Here is a 16,368-nt window from a genome sequence, read left to right on the forward strand (position 1 = left end):
AGTTTTCCAGCTGTATTTTTTAACAGAAACAAATCATCTGTAGAGCTTTTGTTGCGGAATTTAAAAATAATGAAAAGGTGGCTTGAATATGTTTTTTCGTGAACGCTTTGAAGAAATGTCAAAAATTGCACATGATTTGTTCGATCATCCAGAATTAGGATACAAAGAAGTGTACACCAAAAAAGTGGTGGAAGACTTTTTGCTGAAGGAGAATCCGGATGCTCAGTTGGAACATTTTAGTGCAACGGGGATCAAAACGTGGCTTTCGAAGGATAAGGAAATGACGATGGCGTTTATCGCTGAACTGGATGCGGTTTACGCACCAACGCATTTCAACGCTGATCCGGAAACGGGCGCGGCTCATAATTGTGGGCACTTTACACAAATTACGACAGCGCTCGCTTTATATGCCTACTTGGTAAGCTCTAAAGCTTATGAAAAATTTGATTTTAATATCGTTTTTGTATTCGTTCCTGCAGAGGAATTTTTAGATTTGGAATATCGTGAAACGTTACGTTCGCAAGGAAAAATTACATATTATGGTGGGAAACCGGAAGCGATGAAGCTGGGAGTTTTTGACGATATTGATTTTGCGATGTGCGTGCATGCAATCGGTGAAACGTTTGATAAGCCGACGATCGAAATTAACTGTGATTTGGCAGGCTTTTTGTACAAGTACTATGATTTTGAAGGAAAAGCTGCGCATGCGGGCTTTGACCCATTTAGCGGGGTTAATGCCTACAGTATGTCTAACTTATTTAATGTGGCTTTAGGCTTTATGCGGCAACAAATGGATGACACGATGCTTGTTCGTTTTAATCCGATTTTGATGAATTCGAATATGTCGACGAATGTGATTCCAAATAAGGTCCGCGTTGGTACAGATTTGCGTACAAGAACGCTTGACTATATGAAGCAAACGGCTGTGAAGCTCGATCAAGCTGCTCTTGGAAGCGCCATGAGCTTGGGTGGCAAAGTGGATATTCAAACGCAAATGGGGTATCTACCGTTCATTCAAAATCGCTATTTGAATGAATTTGTAAAGCAAGCTTATCTAAAAAATGATGCTGTGGAAGCGATTATTGAAGATCGTGGTGGCATTGCAGCTGCTGGAGATATTGGCGATTTATCCTTTATGATGCCTTGTATTCAAATTAGCTACGGCGGGTTTACAGGCTCAATTCACGGTGATGATTTTAAAATGATTGATGAGCCATTTGTTCTTGAAACGCTTCCAGGCTTTATTGCAGATGTGCTTGAAGAGATGAATGGGTCAATCGATCGTAAAGAGTTATACAAACGTAGTTATAAAGAATATGAACAACAAATCTTGAGTATAATTGAATCGTAAAAGGGAGGACCAATGAAAAAGAATTTTGTTTATTTGTTAGCAACGGTTTTAGTGATTATTGCCATTTCGGAACTAATTGGAATTGTACCAGTGAAAATGGGGAAAGTAACGATTACGATTCTTCCACTTGTTTTTGCTGTCATCATCGGAATGATTCTTGGGGTTCCTTATTTTAGAAAAGGGATTTTGAAACGAATTTATAGCAAAGAAAATGTTGGTTTTTCTGGAAAGTACTTGATTTATATCATGTTGCCACTTATGGCACGTTACGGGGCAGATGTAGCTCCGAATATTAAAGAGATTTTCAGCATCGGCTGGGTCTTTATTTTCCAAGAACTTGGGAACTTAGGGACTGTTCTGCTAGGTCTTCCGATCGCATTGTTACTTGGTCTTCGCCGTGAAGCAATTGGTGCAACGCTTGGACTTGGACGTGAAGGAGAACTCGCTTATATCTCGGAGAAATATACGCTCAATTCACCGGAAGGGCGAGGCGTTTTATCGATTTATTTGATCGGAACTCTTTTTGGCGCAATCTTTTTCAGTATTTTTGCACCGTTCTTACTTTACCTTGGATTCGATGTACGGGCACTTGCGATGAGTTCAGGTGTGGGATCAGCCAGCATGATGACGGCGGCTTCTTCAACACTTGCGGCTCAAGTTCCTGATTTAAGCGGCACGATTCTTTCTTTTGCTGCTGCAAGTCAGCTTTTAACAAGCTTTTTGGGAACTTACACGATGGTCTTTTTGGCGGTTCCGCTACAAAGATTTATGTACCGCGTTTTAACAAGGAAAGGGGAGAAGCAAGGTGTCTAACAAAGTACTGCAGCATAAGTATATTAAATTTGGTCTAGTTCTACTTTTAAGTATTGCGCTTATTTTATTTACGCAACAAGTGAAGTTGTGGAAAAATCCTGAAGGAACGCCGATTTCGATGGATACGTTTATTGGACTCTTTGTTTTATGGGGCTTTTCCTTTATTGGGATTCTAGTTTCGGATATCATGAAAAAAGTACCGGTAAATATTTTGAAGAGTTTTCCAGTACTTGGATGGGTTTCGCTTGTTTCGCTTATTTTCTGTTTATCATCGAATTTCTTCGTTCAAGCGATTGCGGCTGTGGATTTCTTGTCGATTACAACGCCGATTTTGGCGTTCGCAGGAATTTCAGTTGCGGATCACTTGATTGATTTATCGAAGACTTCTTGGAAAGTAGCCATCGTTGCGATCTTTGTTTTTATTGGTACGTATCTAGGAAGCGCGATTTTGTCACAACTCGGATTGTGGGTTACTGGAAAACTGTGATTGGAATAGGGAAAGTTGGGATCTTTTGATCTCAACTTTTTTTGTTGAGTAAAAAGAAATGACAAATTTGTGAACAAGCGGTATTCTTATTGAATTCACATGACGAAGTGCAAGATTTGTTGTAGAATGAATTTAAATGTAAAATGTACGAGGAGGAAATGGGATGAGTATTCTTGTTCTTGGAGGAGCTGGCTATATCGGCTCACATGCGGTAGATCAATTGATAGCGGATAACTATGATGTGGTTGTTGTAGATAATTTAAAAACAGGACACCGGCAAGCGGTACATGAAAAAGCTGCTTTTTATGAGGGGGACATTCGCAACAAAGTGTTCTTGCAAGAGGTGTTTCGTAAGGAGAAAATTGACGGTGTTATTCATTTTGCGGCTAGTTCGCTTGTCGGGGAATCCATGGAAATCCCGCTGGAGTATTTGAATAATAACGTGCACGGAACGCAAATTTTGCTTGAAGTGATGGAAGAGTTTGGCGTGAAGCATATCGTGTTTTCTTCTACTGCTGCGACTTACGGCGAACCTGAGAAAGTGCCACTGACTGAAGAGATGCGCACGAAGCCGGAAAGTACATATGGCGATTCGAAATTGATGATGGAGAAGATGATGCACTGGTGCGATTTGGCGTACGGAACGCGTTATGTGGCGCTTCGCTATTTTAATGTGGCGGGTGCGAAGGAAGATGGTTCAATTGGTGAAGACCACAATCCAGAATCTCATCTTGTGCCAATTATTTTGCAGGTAGCACTTGGGCAACGTGAAAAGTTGATGATTTATGGGGATGATTATCCGACTGAGGATGGGACTTGTATCAGGGATTATGTCCACGTTGTTGATTTAGTAAAAGCCCATATTTTGGCACTTGAATATCTGAAAAATGGCGGGGAAAGCAATATCTTTAACCTTGGAAGTAATAACGGCTATTCGGTGAAAGAAATGCTGGATGTGGCGCGCGAAGTTACTGGGAAAGCTATTCCAGATGAAATTGTAGCACGACGTCCTGGGGACCCAAGTGCGCTTGTAGCATCGAGCGAAAAGGCTAAGCGGATTCTAGGATGGGAACCGGAACATACGGATATGCACGATATTATTGGTGCGGCTTGGAGATGGCATTCGGCGCATCCAAACGGCTATGATGATAAAGATGAAAAGTAAATTGGGTTTTTGAGAGGGGATTAGTTATGAACTGGCAAGTGGAATACCGGAAGTGGCTCGAGAATTCGGATTTAGATGAAAAACTTCGAAAAGAGCTGGATCAGGAAGCTGGTAATGAAAAGGTTCTTGAAGATAGTTTTTACCGGGATATGGAATTTGGTACGGCAGGCATGCGTGGTGTGCTCGGTCCAGGAACAAACCGGATGAACATTTACACGATTCGAAAGGCATCGGAAGGTTTAGCTCGCTTTGTTGCCGAAAATGGTGAAGAAGCTAAAAAACGTGGCGTTGTGATTGCTTATGATCCACGTTATATGTCACGCGAATTTGCATTTGAAAGTGCGGCTGTGCTCGGGAAACATGGTGTGAAAAGCTATGTATTTGAAGCACTGCGCCCCACACCAGAACTTTCTTTTGCGGTACGCTATTTAAATTGTTTTAGTGGGATTGTGATTACGGCAAGTCACAACCCGCCAGAATATAATGGCTACAAGGTTTACGGAGAAGATGGTGGTCAAATGCCTCCAGAAAGCGCGAATGCGGTTACGGAATACATTGATGCGATCCAAGATATTTTTTCTGTTCAAATTGAAGACCTTGAAACTCTGAAAACGCAAGGCTTACTTGAAGTAATCAGCGAAGAAGTGGATCGTCCTTATTTGCAAAAGCTTAAAGAAGTGATCGTGAATAAATCGCTTGTTCAAGAAAAAGGAAAAGACATTAAGATTGTTTTCACGCCGCTTCATGGTACAGGTGGAATTCTTGGTGTGCCTGCGCTTCAAAGTGTTGGTTTCACAAACATTATTAAAGTAGAAGAACAATTTATCAATGATCCGGATTTTTCAACGGTCAAGTCACCTAATCCGGAAAATCGTGAAGCTTTTGAACTTGCGATTTCATATGGTGAAAAAGAAAATGCCGATATTCTCGTAGGGACGGATCCAGATGCTGACCGACTTGGTGTTGCAGTGCGGACAAATTCTGGTGAATTCGATGTGCTTTCGGGAAATCAAATTGGCGCTTTGATTTTGAATTATTTGTTGAAGCAAAAGAAAAAGCAAGGTGAGTTACCATCAAATGCTGCAGTGTTAAAATCCATCGTGACAAGTGACCTTGGACGAGATATTGCTGAGTTTTATGGTGCGGAAATGATTGAAGTGTTGACGGGCTTTAAATTTATTGCTGAACAAATTAAAGGTTTTGAAGCGACGGGTTCACATCAATTTGAATTTGGCTACGAGGAAAGTAACGGCTACATGGTGAAGGCTTTTACGCGAGATAAAGATGCGATTCAAGCGGTGCTTGCGATTTCGGAAGTAATGCTCGACGCGAAGGAACGTGGCCTTACGCTGTTTGATGAGCTAGAAGAACTCTATAAGCAATTTGGCTATTACAAAGAAGACTTAGTTTCGCTAACGCTAAGCGGAAAAGATGGTTCAGAGCAAATTAAAGCTTTGATGTCGCGTTTCCGCGAACAACTACCGACAAGTATGGGTAGTGAAAAAATTAGTCGAACAGAAGACTATTTGCGGAGTGAGACGACTTACGCATCTGGTGAAACGGCAGCGATTGCACTACCGCGCGCGGATGTTTTGAAATTTTATTTAGAAGATGGTTCGTGGTTCTGCCTTCGTCCATCTGGAACGGAACCGAAAATCAAATTTTATTTCAGTATTAAAGGAAAAACAGCGGAAGAAAGCTTGGCTAAATTAACGCGTGTTCGTGATGCGCTTTTAGAGCAAGTGGAACGTTGAAAGAAGGGAAGAAGCTTCTGAGTTTGAAGCTTCTTTTTTATTCTTTCTTCCTTACAATGTGGTACAATAAAAGAATAGCTAAAATGGAAAGGGCGTGGAATTTTGGCTTCGAATCAATTGCAATTAGTCATTATTACTGGGATGAGTGGGGCAGGAAAAACGGTTGCCATGCAGTCACTAGAAGATCTAGGATACTTTTGTGTTGATAACTTGCCGCCTACACTTCTTCCTAAATTTTGGGAACTGATGAAAGAATCAGGGAAGATGAATAAAATTGCGCTCGTTATGGATCTAAGAAGCCGTGATTTCTTTGATTCGATCGACTCGGCACTCGATGATCTTGATAATACATCGTTTATTACAACAAAAATTTTATTTTTAGAAGCGGACGATCAAGTACTCGTTTCACGTTACAAAGAATCAAGACGGCACCATCCGCTTGAACCAAACGGCTCGGTTCTCGAAGGAATTCGGTCTGAACGTGAGCTTTTAAGCGATTTGAAAGGCCGTGCACAACTCGTTATTAATACGTCACGTTTGTCACCACGTGAATTGCGTGATCGGATCAACCAAGAATTTAAGGCAGAAAATAAAGATATTTTTAACGTCCAAGTCATGTCATTTGGATTCAAATACGGATTGCCACTTGATGCTGACGTTGTGTTTGACGTTCGTTTCTTACCAAATCCACATTATATTGATAAGATGCGACCTTTAACTGGGAAAGATAAAGAAGTTTATGATTATGTCATGAAATGGCCAGAAACAGAAACATTTCTTGATAAAACACTTGATTTGCTTAATTTCACGTTGCCGTTTTATAAACGAGAAGGAAAAACACAACTTATTGTTGCTATTGGATGCACAGGCGGACAGCACCGCTCTGTTGCTCTTACGGAGTATATCGGTAAGGCTCTTGAGTCCAAATACGAAACGATTATTTCGCACCGTGATATGAAGCGCAGAAAGGAAAGTTAAAATGAGTAGGGATGCAATGCCGAAAGTAGTCGTAATTGGCGGAGGTACAGGGATTCCTGTTGTTTTAAAAGGATTAAAAAAGAAAAAAATTAATCTGACTGCGCTTGTTACGGTTGCTGATGATGGTGGAAGCTCGGGGAAAATCAGACAGCAGATGGATGTTTTGCCGCCGGGAGATATTCGGAATGTCATGATTGCTCTTTCGAACGCGGATAAGCGCTTGACTGATTTGTTTCAGTATCGCTTTACGGTAGATGGAGATTTGTCAGGACACGTTGTTGGGAATTTGATTTTAACAGCACTTTCACAGTTGAACGAAAGCTATGTAGATGCGATTGATGTTTTGGCGAAAGTACTACGAATTCGCGGCAAGGTGATTCCGGTTACGGATAAGCCGCTTATTCTCAAAGCAGAGATGGAAGATGGCGATATCGTTACGGGTGAATCGCTTATTCCGCTACAAAACAAACCGATCAAACGTGCTTTTATTGAACCAGAAGATGTGGAGCCACTAGAGACGGCGACGCAAGCGATTCAAGAAGCAGATTTGATTGTGATCGGCCCGGGAAGCCTTTATACGAGCCTTTTGCCAAATTTGCTTGTGAAAGGAATTGCCAAAGCGGTTGTGAATTCAAAGGCTGAAAAAGTTTATATCACTAATATTTTAACGCAAATTGGAGAAACCGATTATTTTAGCGATGCGGACCATATTCGTGTCATTCAGGAACACGTCGGTGAGCCATTTATTACTAAAACGTTGATCAACACGGAGAAAGTGCCGCAAGAATTGCTATTTCCGGATGAAGTCACACAAGTCGTACATGACGCTGCAGGAATCAGCAAGTTGGGCGTTGAAGCAATTTATCATGATTTTCTCTCGACCGAGGATGGACTTGTTCGGCACGATGGCGAAAAAGTGGCTACAGCACTCCTGAATTTGCTACCGAATTATAATGAAAAGGAGTGAGTGAAATGTCATTTGCTTCGGAAACAAAAAAAGAATTAACGCATTTTGAAGTGACGGATGATGAAGCGAAGCCGGAACTTGCTGCCTTTATTCGGATGAATGGAGCGGTTTCCATTTCAAACGGCGCCATGGTGGCGGACGTTCAAACGGAAAATGCGGCGACAGCAAGACGGATGTATCAGCTTTTAAAGCGGCTTTATAATATTCCGATTGAGCTTTTAGTACGAAAAAAGATGAAGCTGAAAAAGAATAATGTTTATATTGTGCGTTTGAAAGTCAAAACACGTGAGATTTTGGAAGATCTGCATATTTTAAAAGATTCTTTCACGTTTATCAAATCAATTGACAGAGGTTTTGTGAAAAAAAGGAATGCGAAGAGGGCCTATCTCCGTGGTGCGTTTCTTGCGAGTGGTTCTGTAAATAACCCGGAAACTTCTTCTTACCATTTGGAGATTTTTTCGGTCTATTCGGAGCACAATGAAGCGATTTGCGATTTGATGAATCAATTTGGGCTTCACGCACGGACGCTTGAGCGGAAAAATGGCTCGATTACGTATTTAAAAGAAGCAGAAAAAATTACAGAGTTCCTTAGTATTATTGGTGCCACTTCAGCGCTTCTGCACTTTGAAGATGTACGAATCATGCGTGATATGCGAAATTCGGTCAACCGGCTGGTGAACTGCGAAACGGCGAATTTGAATAAAACGATTAGCGCGGCTGTGCGACAAATTGAAAATATTAAATTCATTCAAGCGGAAGTGGGTCTAGATGCTCTACCAGAACGGTTGCGTGAAATCGCTGAGCTACGAGTGACTCATGAAGATGTTTCGCTTAAAGAACTTGGGGAAATGATCAGTGCGGGACCTATTTCCAAATCGGGAATCAATCATAGATTACGTAAAATTGATCAGATAGCCGAGCGACTTCGAAATGGAGAAGCCCCGTCACAAGTGGGGCTCCGTGTTTTTGAACATTAAAAAATAAGGAAAAGGATGCGAGTTTGATGTCGAAATTATTTTCTAGCTACAAATTGCAAGATGTAACGCTTAAAAATCGGATTGTGATGTCGCCGATGTGCATGTATTCAGTTGAAAAAGAAGATGGAATTGCAACAGACTTCCATTTAACTCATTACATGTCGCGTGCAGCAGGTGGCGTTGGCCTTGTTTTCACCGAAGCCACAGCTGTACAAGCCGTTGGACGAATTTCAGCAAATGACCTTGGAATCTGGAATGACGAGCAAATTCCGATGCTTAAGCGGATTACAGACGGTATTCACTATCACGATGCGAAAGCAGGCATTCAACTTGCGCATGCAGGCAGAAAATCAGAACTTGAAGGTCGAATTGTTGCACCTTCTGCCATTCCTTTTAGTGATAAATATGGAACACCTGAAGAACTTACTAGTGAGGAAATCAAGGAAGTAGTGGCTGACTTTAAACGCGCGGCTTACCGGGCAGCAGAAGCGGGCTTTGACGTAATTGAAATCCACGCCGCGCACGGCTATTTGCTCCATGAATTTCTTTCACCACTCACAAATCGGCGTGAAGATACTTACGGCGGCCCAGCGGGGAATCGTTACCGGATCTTAAGCGAAGTAATTAAAGCTGTTCGCGAAGTTTGGGATGGACCTGTTGTGGTTCGAATTTCAGCAGATGATTACGCACATGGTGGCTTAACGTCGGATGATTACATTCCTTTTGCAAAATGGATGAAAGCAGATGGCGTAGAACTTGTGGATACTTCTAGCGGCGGATTAGTCCCTGTTGCACCAAACAGCTATCCAGGCTACCAAGTCCCGTTCGCTGAAAAAATTCGAGCAGGCGCAGGGATTGCAACCGGGGCAGTTGGTCTGATTACAAATGCAATCCAAGCTGAAGAAATCCTTGGAAACGGACGTGCTGATTTGATTTTCCTTGGACGCGAACTACTTCGCAATCCATATTTTGCAAGAGAAGCAGCTAGCCAACTTGGTGAAGAAATAGCAGGCCCAATTCAATATAGTCGAGCTTGACGACAAAAAAGAGCTTTCTACAGATTAATCTTACATCTGTAGAAAGCTCTTTTTCTCATTAATAAAGCTAGCTATAAGTCCTACCTTTGACTATTGCATTTTAATATGATCAAAAGTGGATCAGTGCCAGAGAGATCTAAAAATAAGTCATGAATTGTTCTTTGCCAATTTGATCAAGAACTACTCCTATAGCTAACTCTTCTAGATTTTTTTGACTAATTTGAACGTCAATATCATTTCTTTTTAGAAATAATAATAACGGTAAAGTGGCTGTTCTTTTATTCGCATTGTGAAAACAGTGCTTTTTGATTAAATTAAAAAAGAGAATATATGCCTTATCCAAAACTGTGGGATACAACTCTTTGTTAAAAACTTCTTGTTTAGGCAAAGCAACGGTCATCTCAAGCGCATTCATGTCTTTAACACCGACTAATTCCCCCGGACTATATCTTCTGATAAGTGCATAATTCATCGCAACGATTTCTTCTAGCGATAGATACTTCATCAGCGGTTAACCAGATTATGAAATGTCGTATCATATTGATCCATCAGCTGATCAATTTCTTCATAAAAATTTGCAGAAATATTCTTCGTATCAATAGGGGTTTTCTTTTTTATATTTACTTGCTGATCTTTCACAATAAATTCAACTTGATCACCTTCGGAAATAGATAATGCTTGAATGACTTCCATTGGTAATGAAGTAATATAGGTATTTCCTTGCTTTCTTGCTTTTCTTGTTTTTTTTATGATGTTGCTCATTTTTAAACACCTCGCTTATATAATAATATTATAAAATGAATGTTATTTCAGAAATGATTATTTTTACAAGAAGTTAAATGAAGTAACTTGATTTTAAAAAGGAGTCCATATTTACTTTCTTCATAAAAAAACCTTCGTTTCTATTCATTTTAATCAATTAATGAATTCAACGAGAGGTTTTTTATTTCAGCTTATGGAATTAATATTGTTTTTCTCTTTTAAACAAGTCTTCCTTTTTTGTAGACATCTTTTTCGCCTTGTACAGCTCGGATATCTTCAAGTGGGTTTTCTTTTAGAACAAGGAAGTCAGCCAATTTTCCATCTTCAAGAGTTCCAGTTTCTCGATCGATTTTCAAAAGTTCAGCGGCGTTTTTGGAAGCAGCTTGAAGGGCTTGAAGCGGGGTAACTCCCGCGCGAACCATGAGCTCCATTTCAAAGGCGGCGCTATTTTCAAAGTCATTGTAGGCCGTACCTGAATCGGTTCCAAGCGCTAGCTTGACGCCCGCTTTAGCTGCTTTTCCGATGCTTTCAAAATGTGCTTCCGAAATTTCAACGGATTTGGCAACCATGAATTCTGGCAGCACATCTGGATGCTGATTGATAGCGTAAGGTGCAATCAGAGTTGGGACTACAAATGTACCGTGGGCAAGAAGCATTTGGATGGATTCGTCGTCAAGGTAAACGCCATGTTCAATCGAGTCAACGCCTGCTCGGATAGCATTTTTGATGCCTTCCGTGCCCTGCGCATGGGCGCAAGCTGTGTAGCCTTTATGATGGGCTTCTTCAACGGCTACGCGCATTTCTTCTTCACTAAGTTGAACATCTGTTGGTTTTTCGCCATCTACACTTACTCCACCTGTAGCCATCATTTTGATGTTTCGCGCGCCATTTTTGATATTGCGACGGGCATTTCTTCTCATTTCATCAGGACCATCTGTTTCAAGTCCAAGCTCAACCCCATGTCCACCAGTCATCACAAGCGCTGGACCAGATCCGACGATACCCGGTGCAAATAAATGACCTTCTTTTTCAAGCTGAGAAAGCTTGATATCGATATCAAAGGAAGAACCACAGTCACGAAGATAGGTAACACCGTGTTTCAGCGATTTTTGGATGTTATCTAGTGCGATGAAGGTTCCACGTACAGCTTCTGCTTCTTTGCTTGAAACGGTTGAAAGTCCACCGATTTTGAAGAAAGGGTCAAGAACCACGTGAGTGTGGCAATTGATGAGACCAGGCATTACAAACCTGCCACCCAAGTCTTTCTCAACATCAAAGCTGTGGTTTTCAAGATCGAAAAAGAGGCGTCCGGTTGACTCGTCAACACCAAAATCAATTTGTTCAAACTGTTCCCCGTTTCCTGTAAAAACTTGTGCATTTTTGAATTTTGTTTTTGTCATGTTTTTGTCCTACTTTCTATATGAATTTTATGAAAATTGATGCAATAATAATGGAAGCGATTGAGACGGTGGTGAACCCGCCGACAAGCATTGGTGGTAACATGTTTCTGGTTAAGTAGTCGACTTCTTTAGGATCTTTTGAGACGTCTTTAATTACGTCGTTCGTTAGGATATAATCGGCTGGAAAACCAAGCAGTGAGGTTAATGCCACGGCGAAGCCCATTTCTTTCGAAAGCTTCAAATATTTCGACAATAGAAGTGAAATAAGGTACATTCCGATAACGCCTAGAACAAGCAAAATGATGATTTCAGGAATGTAAGAAACAAATCCTTTTGGAGTCGAAGTGCTAAGCTGCATAAATATGTAAGCAATTAACCCGTAAATGAGCCAATTGAAAACCCCAGCTTTGTGAAGCGCGTTTTTTTCTAGGAAACCAAGTTCACAGAAAACAACGCCGAAAAGTAGACACAAGATGTTGTAATTAATAAAGTTATGAATCAATTGACTGACTACAAAAGCGATTAATGCAACTAGTATAACACGTGCTAGGATAAATGCACCTGTTTTGTAGTCATTTGGCAGCTTTTCAATAAATTTTTTGGAATCTTCCTCTTCAGTTGCTTCTAGCGAATCGGCTGAACTAATGTTTCCGCTTTGGAAGTTGGTTTGCAAACGTCGTGCTTCTTTTTTGAGCATGAGCGAGGTGATTGGATAACCAAAAATACCATGAAACATAATCATATAGACCGGTAACGTGGCAAGTGATGTTAAGCCAATTTGGTTCAAACTATCGCTCATTAGAAGAGCTGAGACGATTCCGCCAACCATAGCCGGGACAGCAGCTAAAACGGTGTGAACATCAAAAATGAAACTCCCGATTGTAAGTGTTAGTAGAAGGGTTCCACAAACACCAAGGAGACTAATGGCAACTGCTTTCCATTGCCTCGCAAGTTGTCTTAGATTCATGCTCGTTCCTAAATGGACTAGCAGAAGAGGTACGCAGATACCTGCAAAGTTGACGCCGAAACTAGCTTTTTCGACAAGGTCTTTCGGAAAAATTGTCCAGTAACCAATGATGAAAATAACCGAAGTGATGAAAAGAGACGGGACAAGCGCTTTCGTCCAAGTGGAAACCCACTCACCAACGAAGATAGCGACCATCACCGCCAGGAATGCTGCGATTGTTGCCATAAAATCTCTCCTTTTTATTTAGTTTTAGGAGTTATTATACACCAAATTCTTTAAAAAGAAAGACTAATTCGAAGATATTAAAAAATTTGTAACATTTACAAAAAAGAGGCGATACATAGTTGCAAAATTGTGCATAAAAATAACCTTGCATCTTGTGAAAGATGCAAGGCCTTAGGTAATGCTTATTTTAAGCCAGCTTTGTTTACGATAATGTCATCGATCAAGCCATATTCTTTTGCTTGTTCTGCACTCATGAAGTTATCACGATCTGTATCACGCGCAATGACTTCAAGTGGTTGACCAGTTTTATCAGCTAAAATTTGGTTCATGCGTTCTTTGATTTTTAAAATATGACGTGCAGCAATTTCAATTTCAGTTGCTTGTCCTTGTGCGCCACCTAATGGTTGGTGAATCATAATTTCTGAGTTTGGAAGAGCGAAACGTTTTCCTTTTTCGCCCGCTGCAAGAAGGAATGATCCCATTGAAGCAGCCATCCCCATGCCGATTGTTTGTACATCAGCTTTGACGAAATTCATTGTGTCGTAAATCGCCATCCCAGCAGAGATGCTACCGCCTGGAGAGTTAATGTAAAGGAAAATATCCTTTTCAGGGTCTTGGGCATCAAGGAAAAGTAATTGCGATACAATAGAGTTAGCTACGTTGTCGTCAATTGGAGAGCCAAGCATAATAATACGGTCTTTTAAAAGGCGAGAGTAGATATCATAAGCACGTTCGCCACGGCTTGTTTGTTCAATAACTGTAGGGATTAAATTCATATCAAGATTCCTCCTGTGAATATCAATAATTTAGAATGAGAAAATGCTTCTTTCTCATGTAATGATTATATCATATAACAAAGGTCAAAGTAGGTCAAATGAAAGGCTTTAAATTTTGAATAAAACTTGTAAAAAGCAGGGTTTTCGTCTATAATTATTATTCGTACGGTGAAAATTGCCCTCGTGGTGCAACGGATAGCACGTGAGATTCCGGTTCTTAAAATGGGGGTTCGATTCCCTCCGAGGGCGTTAAAAAGTAAATTGAAAAACATCTTATTCATTAATCATGAATAAGATGTTTTTTTATAATCTATATGGGCTTAATATACCTTTAGCGCCCACAAGTTGGTTATATTTTTTGTATATGATTCAATAAAAAGTTCATTAAATCGACACAATTTCTTTTCTGGATTATGGTATATTATAATTGAAAGAAAAATACATAATCAAGAGATGGATTTTATATTCGGACAAGTCAGAATGACACCTGACGAGTTGCTCGATCGCGTCAAGGCTTATGGCACAAGTGCACGTGATATTGAGCAATGTTACAACGGTTATCGCAATTACAAGAACAACTTCGGAATAATTGGAGGGGCAACCCTTTGCATGCTTTGATAATCAATTCAACCAATTAAAATCGAAAGTAACCAAGTTCGCGAATTTGATGGATCAAATCGAGCAACGACTTCAAAAAATATCGACTGAAGTGAAAGCGCAAGACCAACAACAGATGTCCGAAAACTTTGGGTTTTAATTTCCAAAAAATGTCTCTTATTGTATACTTTAAGAGGCATTTTTGATATACGAAGAAGTAGAATGGATGGAGAGATGAGATGAAAAAGGGCAGGATTATTTTAATTTCTGTTGCAGTAGTGATAATTGTGGTTGTCTTAATTATTGGAGGGAAGATGTATATGGATAATAAAGAAAGTAAAGAAGTAAAAAAAGAAGTAGCGTTATATATAGTACAAAATTATGAAGGTGTTAAAAAAATACAGTTTGGTAAACTATCTGAAAACAAGATGACTGGAAGTTGGACACTTTCAGCTAAGCTTAATGAGAATAATATAATAACCTTTACATTTCAAGATACTAGTAACATAAAAAACAATATGATAAGTATCTATTATGATCCTGATTCATTCAAGTTAAAGAATAAAGTAAATGAGCATAAGGACTTAGACAATATTGATATTCAATTCGAAGGTGGCTTCAAATGATTACAGAACAGGATAATAGAATTTTATCTGACATAGCCTACAATGTTGATAGAAAAAAGGTTGATGTTCCTTTAAAGAAAGGTAATATCATAAAAAATAAGAATCTATCTCAAAATTATAAAGTTATAAAAGCAGAGGATAACTCAAAAAACGGCATGCAAGCCATGGCAGTAGCACCAGTGGATAAACATGGTAAAGTCGACACTAGCGAAGTTGTCATTGCCTATGCAGGAACAAACTTTTCTGATGCACAAGATCGAAACACAGATTTAGAAACCGTCATAAAAGGTGAAGAAAAATTAGATCAAAATCCACTTAATCCTTTTAAAAATACAGAAGTTGATGGACAGGCAATAACAGCACGAGAATTCGCTGACCAAGTGAAGAAAGACTATTCTAATTCTAGGATTACAACAACTGGACACTCACTCGGAGAATACTTAGCACTTATGATTGCTGCTGAAAATCAGTGGCGTAATGTCGGATTTAATGGTCCAGACCCATCGAATATTTTATCGGAGGAAGCCAAAAAGTGGATCAAAGCGAATCCAGGTATGTTAACGAATTATCGGAATCGGGCAGATGTTATTGGAAACTTTGGTGGAGATGGGACAGACGCCGAAATCAAAGTGAGCATGGAAATGGGTTCTCATTTGAACATTATTGACTATCACCAGTTAAGTAATTGGAAGTTTGATAAAGATGGAAGACTAAAGATACTCAATAATGAATACAACCAAGAAGCCATTGTCCAACAAGCAGAACGCTATGCCATGACCGAGTACATAGCCAAGTTATATGATCTCGAAATAATACAAAAGAAATTCCAAGCAAGTGGTGGAGGCATCTCGACGAATGAACAGATCTATTTAGATGATAGTCGAGCATTAGCCGTTGTAGAAACAGCTGTGGCGGAGTTTAAAGCGGTCACAGCTCATGTCATAAAAGTGTACCAAAACGGCATGGACAAGGTCGAAAAGATTTGGAAAGAAATACTACAAGAAGCACGCCGAGTGGGAGATATGCTCACAGAAAGTGAAATCTTAGCGGAATTAGAAAGCGTAGGTTGCACAGAAAAACGATTAGTCATTGAACCCTGCGAGGTATATCAGAAAAAAATCAATAAAGTAAAAAAGATGGGGACTAAATTTGATCATTTGGCAAAAGAAATTAAACAGAGTATTGAGGCTCTTAAACAAAAAGATCACGAATTAGCGCAGCAATTGGGATGAGTTAGGGAGGTTGGTATATGAAAACTGAAGAAGAGCTGCGAGAAGAATACAGACAACAAAGGCAAGAACTTGAGGAGCAAGCAGAGGATATTCATCGTTTTCAGCAAAAAGGGGAAGAAATTGCGCAGCAAACTTATGAAGCCATCCTCTACCAGATGCGCCAAAGGGAAGAAGACTTGGATAGATGTCAATAAAGTAGACACAAAAAGAGTAAATACTTAAAAATTTTCAAAATAAAGAGCCTCCTTTTCATT

The 16,368-nt window shown here is 40.0% G+C and carries 17 protein-coding genes, 1 tRNA gene and 1 pseudogene; 14 read left to right on the plus strand and 5 right to left on the minus strand.

The annotated features are described in order from the left end of the window. Positions 1 to 88 precede the first annotated feature (88 nt). The 9 genes from HCK02_RS07070 to namA all read left to right on the plus strand — a co-directional run bounded on the left by HCK02_RS07070 (position 89) and on the right by namA (position 9,529). Positions 89 to 1,351, plus strand: a complete 1,263-nt coding sequence (locus tag HCK02_RS07070) for a M20/M25/M40 family metallo-hydrolase (RefSeq protein WP_167629411.1) — start codon at positions 89 to 91, stop codon at positions 1,349 to 1,351. Between the two features lie 12 nt (positions 1,352 to 1,363). Continuing rightward, the gene (locus tag HCK02_RS07075) at positions 1,364 to 2,164 is read left to right on the plus strand and encodes a DUF3100 domain-containing protein (protein ID WP_167629413.1); all 801 of its coding nucleotides are present in this window, start codon (positions 1,364 to 1,366) and stop codon (positions 2,162 to 2,164) included. Continuing rightward, complete coding sequence (locus HCK02_RS07080; RefSeq protein ID WP_115753884.1) at positions 2,157 to 2,651, plus strand: hypothetical protein; 495 nt, start codon at positions 2,157 to 2,159, stop codon at positions 2,649 to 2,651. Before HCK02_RS07075 ends, HCK02_RS07080 begins: the two co-directional genes overlap by 8 nt. A gap of 163 nt (positions 2,652 to 2,814) precedes the next feature. After that, positions 2,815 to 3,816, plus strand: a complete 1,002-nt coding sequence (gene galE / locus HCK02_RS07085) for a UDP-glucose 4-epimerase GalE (protein ID WP_167629415.1) — start codon at positions 2,815 to 2,817, stop codon at positions 3,814 to 3,816. Positions 3,817 to 3,842: 26 nt separating this feature from the next. Next, a complete protein-coding gene (locus HCK02_RS07090) occupies positions 3,843 to 5,570 on the plus strand; it encodes a phospho-sugar mutase (RefSeq protein ID WP_167629417.1) in 1,728 nt (575 codons plus the stop codon). A gap of 102 nt (positions 5,571 to 5,672) precedes the next feature. Continuing rightward, positions 5,673 to 6,548 carry an RNase adapter RapZ gene (gene rapZ / locus HCK02_RS07095; RefSeq protein WP_167629419.1) on the plus strand — a complete coding sequence of 292 codons (876 nt, stop codon included), beginning with the start codon at positions 5,673 to 5,675 and terminating at the stop codon, positions 6,546 to 6,548. A 1-nt stretch (position 6,549) separates the two neighbouring features. Continuing rightward, the gene (locus HCK02_RS07100) at positions 6,550 to 7,515 is read left to right on the plus strand and encodes a gluconeogenesis factor YvcK family protein (protein ID WP_167629421.1); all 966 of its coding nucleotides are present in this window, start codon (positions 6,550 to 6,552) and stop codon (positions 7,513 to 7,515) included. A gap of 5 nt (positions 7,516 to 7,520) precedes the next feature. Next, positions 7,521 to 8,492, plus strand: coding sequence for a DNA-binding protein WhiA (gene whiA / locus HCK02_RS07105; protein ID WP_167629422.1), 972 nt, complete (start codon positions 7,521 to 7,523; stop codon positions 8,490 to 8,492). A gap of 26 nt (positions 8,493 to 8,518) precedes the next feature. Then, positions 8,519 to 9,529, plus strand: a complete 1,011-nt coding sequence (gene namA, locus HCK02_RS07110; protein WP_167629423.1) for an NADPH dehydrogenase NamA — start codon at positions 8,519 to 8,521, stop codon at positions 9,527 to 9,529. A 136-nt stretch (positions 9,530 to 9,665) separates the two neighbouring features. On the opposite strand, the gene HCK02_RS07115 is transcribed toward namA, so the two are convergent. From HCK02_RS07115 to clpP, 5 genes are all read right to left on the minus strand, one after another. After that, positions 9,666 to 10,034, minus strand: coding sequence for a type II toxin-antitoxin system death-on-curing family toxin (locus HCK02_RS07115; protein ID WP_281348875.1), 369 nt, complete (start codon positions 10,032 to 10,034; stop codon positions 9,666 to 9,668). After that, positions 10,034 to 10,291: an AbrB/MazE/SpoVT family DNA-binding domain-containing protein gene (locus tag HCK02_RS07120; RefSeq protein ID WP_167629427.1), complete on the minus strand. Its 258-nt coding sequence runs from the start codon at positions 10,289 to 10,291 to the stop codon at positions 10,034 to 10,036. Before HCK02_RS07120 ends, HCK02_RS07115 begins: the two co-directional genes overlap by 1 nt. 218 nt (positions 10,292 to 10,509) lie before the next feature. Beyond that, the gene (locus HCK02_RS07125) at positions 10,510 to 11,691 is read right to left on the minus strand and encodes a metal-dependent hydrolase family protein (protein ID WP_167629429.1); all 1,182 of its coding nucleotides are present in this window, start codon (positions 11,689 to 11,691) and stop codon (positions 10,510 to 10,512) included. Between the two features lie 16 nt (positions 11,692 to 11,707). After that, the gene (locus HCK02_RS07130; RefSeq protein WP_167629431.1) at positions 11,708 to 12,883 is read right to left on the minus strand and encodes a hypothetical protein; all 1,176 of its coding nucleotides are present in this window, start codon (positions 12,881 to 12,883) and stop codon (positions 11,708 to 11,710) included. A 182-nt stretch (positions 12,884 to 13,065) separates the two neighbouring features. Further along, positions 13,066 to 13,659, minus strand: coding sequence for an ATP-dependent Clp endopeptidase proteolytic subunit ClpP (gene clpP, locus HCK02_RS07135; protein ID WP_115753875.1), 594 nt, complete (start codon positions 13,657 to 13,659; stop codon positions 13,066 to 13,068). A 177-nt stretch (positions 13,660 to 13,836) separates the two neighbouring features. Here clpP and HCK02_RS07140 point away from each other — a divergent pair. From HCK02_RS07140 to HCK02_RS07160, 5 genes and pseudogenes are all read left to right on the plus strand, one after another. After that, a tRNA-Arg gene (locus HCK02_RS07140) sits at positions 13,837 to 13,908 on the plus strand. A 204-nt stretch (positions 13,909 to 14,112) separates the two neighbouring features. Further along, a pseudogene (locus HCK02_RS14240) lies at positions 14,113 to 14,416 on the plus strand (WXG100 family type VII secretion target). A 160-nt stretch (positions 14,417 to 14,576) separates the two neighbouring features. Then, positions 14,577 to 14,882, plus strand: a complete 306-nt coding sequence (locus tag HCK02_RS07150; protein WP_167629435.1) for a hypothetical protein — start codon at positions 14,577 to 14,579, stop codon at positions 14,880 to 14,882. Further along, positions 14,879 to 16,114: an alpha/beta hydrolase family protein gene (locus tag HCK02_RS07155; protein ID WP_208970455.1), complete on the plus strand. Its 1,236-nt coding sequence runs from the start codon at positions 14,879 to 14,881 to the stop codon at positions 16,112 to 16,114. The genes HCK02_RS07150 and HCK02_RS07155 overlap by 4 nt, the downstream gene beginning before the upstream one ends. 17 nt (positions 16,115 to 16,131) lie before the next feature. Continuing rightward, positions 16,132 to 16,308, plus strand: a complete 177-nt coding sequence (locus HCK02_RS07160; protein WP_167629436.1) for a hypothetical protein — start codon at positions 16,132 to 16,134, stop codon at positions 16,306 to 16,308. Positions 16,309 to 16,368: the final 60 nt, after the last annotated feature.

It is taken from the genome of Listeria valentina (assembly GCF_011800755.1).
GTDB classification, from domain to species: domain Bacteria; phylum Bacillota; class Bacilli; order Lactobacillales; family Listeriaceae; genus Listeria; species Listeria valentina.

What these genes read in the sequence shown, in the direction of transcription:
- HCK02_RS07070 (WP_167629411.1), top strand. Translation starts at nt 89, where the DNA reads ATGTTTTTTCGTGAACGCTTTGAAGAAATGTCAAAAATTGCACATGAT.
- HCK02_RS07075 (WP_167629413.1), top strand. Translation starts at nt 1,364, where the DNA reads ATGAAAAAGAATTTTGTTTATTTGTTAGCAACGGTTTTAGTGATTATT.
- galE (WP_167629415.1), top strand. Translation starts at nt 2,815, where the DNA reads ATGAGTATTCTTGTTCTTGGAGGAGCTGGCTATATCGGCTCACATGCG.
- HCK02_RS07090 (WP_167629417.1), top strand. Translation starts at nt 3,843, where the DNA reads ATGAACTGGCAAGTGGAATACCGGAAGTGGCTCGAGAATTCGGATTTA.
- HCK02_RS07100 (WP_167629421.1), top strand. Translation starts at nt 6,550, where the DNA reads ATGAGTAGGGATGCAATGCCGAAAGTAGTCGTAATTGGCGGAGGTACA.
- whiA (WP_167629422.1), top strand. Translation starts at nt 7,521, where the DNA reads ATGTCATTTGCTTCGGAAACAAAAAAAGAATTAACGCATTTTGAAGTG.
- namA (WP_167629423.1), top strand. Translation starts at nt 8,519, where the DNA reads ATGTCGAAATTATTTTCTAGCTACAAATTGCAAGATGTAACGCTTAAA.
- HCK02_RS07115 (WP_281348875.1), bottom strand. Translation starts at nt 10,034, where the DNA reads ATGAAGTATCTATCGCTAGAAGAAATCGTTGCGATGAATTATGCACTT.
- HCK02_RS07120 (WP_167629427.1), bottom strand. Translation starts at nt 10,291, where the DNA reads ATGAGCAACATCATAAAAAAAACAAGAAAAGCAAGAAAGCAAGGAAAT.
- HCK02_RS07125 (WP_167629429.1), bottom strand. Translation starts at nt 11,691, where the DNA reads ATGACAAAAACAAAATTCAAAAATGCACAAGTTTTTACAGGAAACGGG.
- HCK02_RS07130 (WP_167629431.1), bottom strand. Translation starts at nt 12,883, where the DNA reads ATGGCAACAATCGCAGCATTCCTGGCGGTGATGGTCGCTATCTTCGTT.
- clpP (WP_115753875.1), bottom strand. Translation starts at nt 13,659, where the DNA reads ATGAATTTAATCCCTACAGTTATTGAACAAACAAGCCGTGGCGAACGT.
- HCK02_RS07150 (WP_167629435.1), top strand. Translation starts at nt 14,577, where the DNA reads ATGGATAATAAAGAAAGTAAAGAAGTAAAAAAAGAAGTAGCGTTATAT.
- HCK02_RS07155 (WP_208970455.1), top strand. Translation starts at nt 14,879, where the DNA reads ATGATTACAGAACAGGATAATAGAATTTTATCTGACATAGCCTACAAT.
- HCK02_RS07160 (WP_167629436.1), top strand. Translation starts at nt 16,132, where the DNA reads ATGAAAACTGAAGAAGAGCTGCGAGAAGAATACAGACAACAAAGGCAA.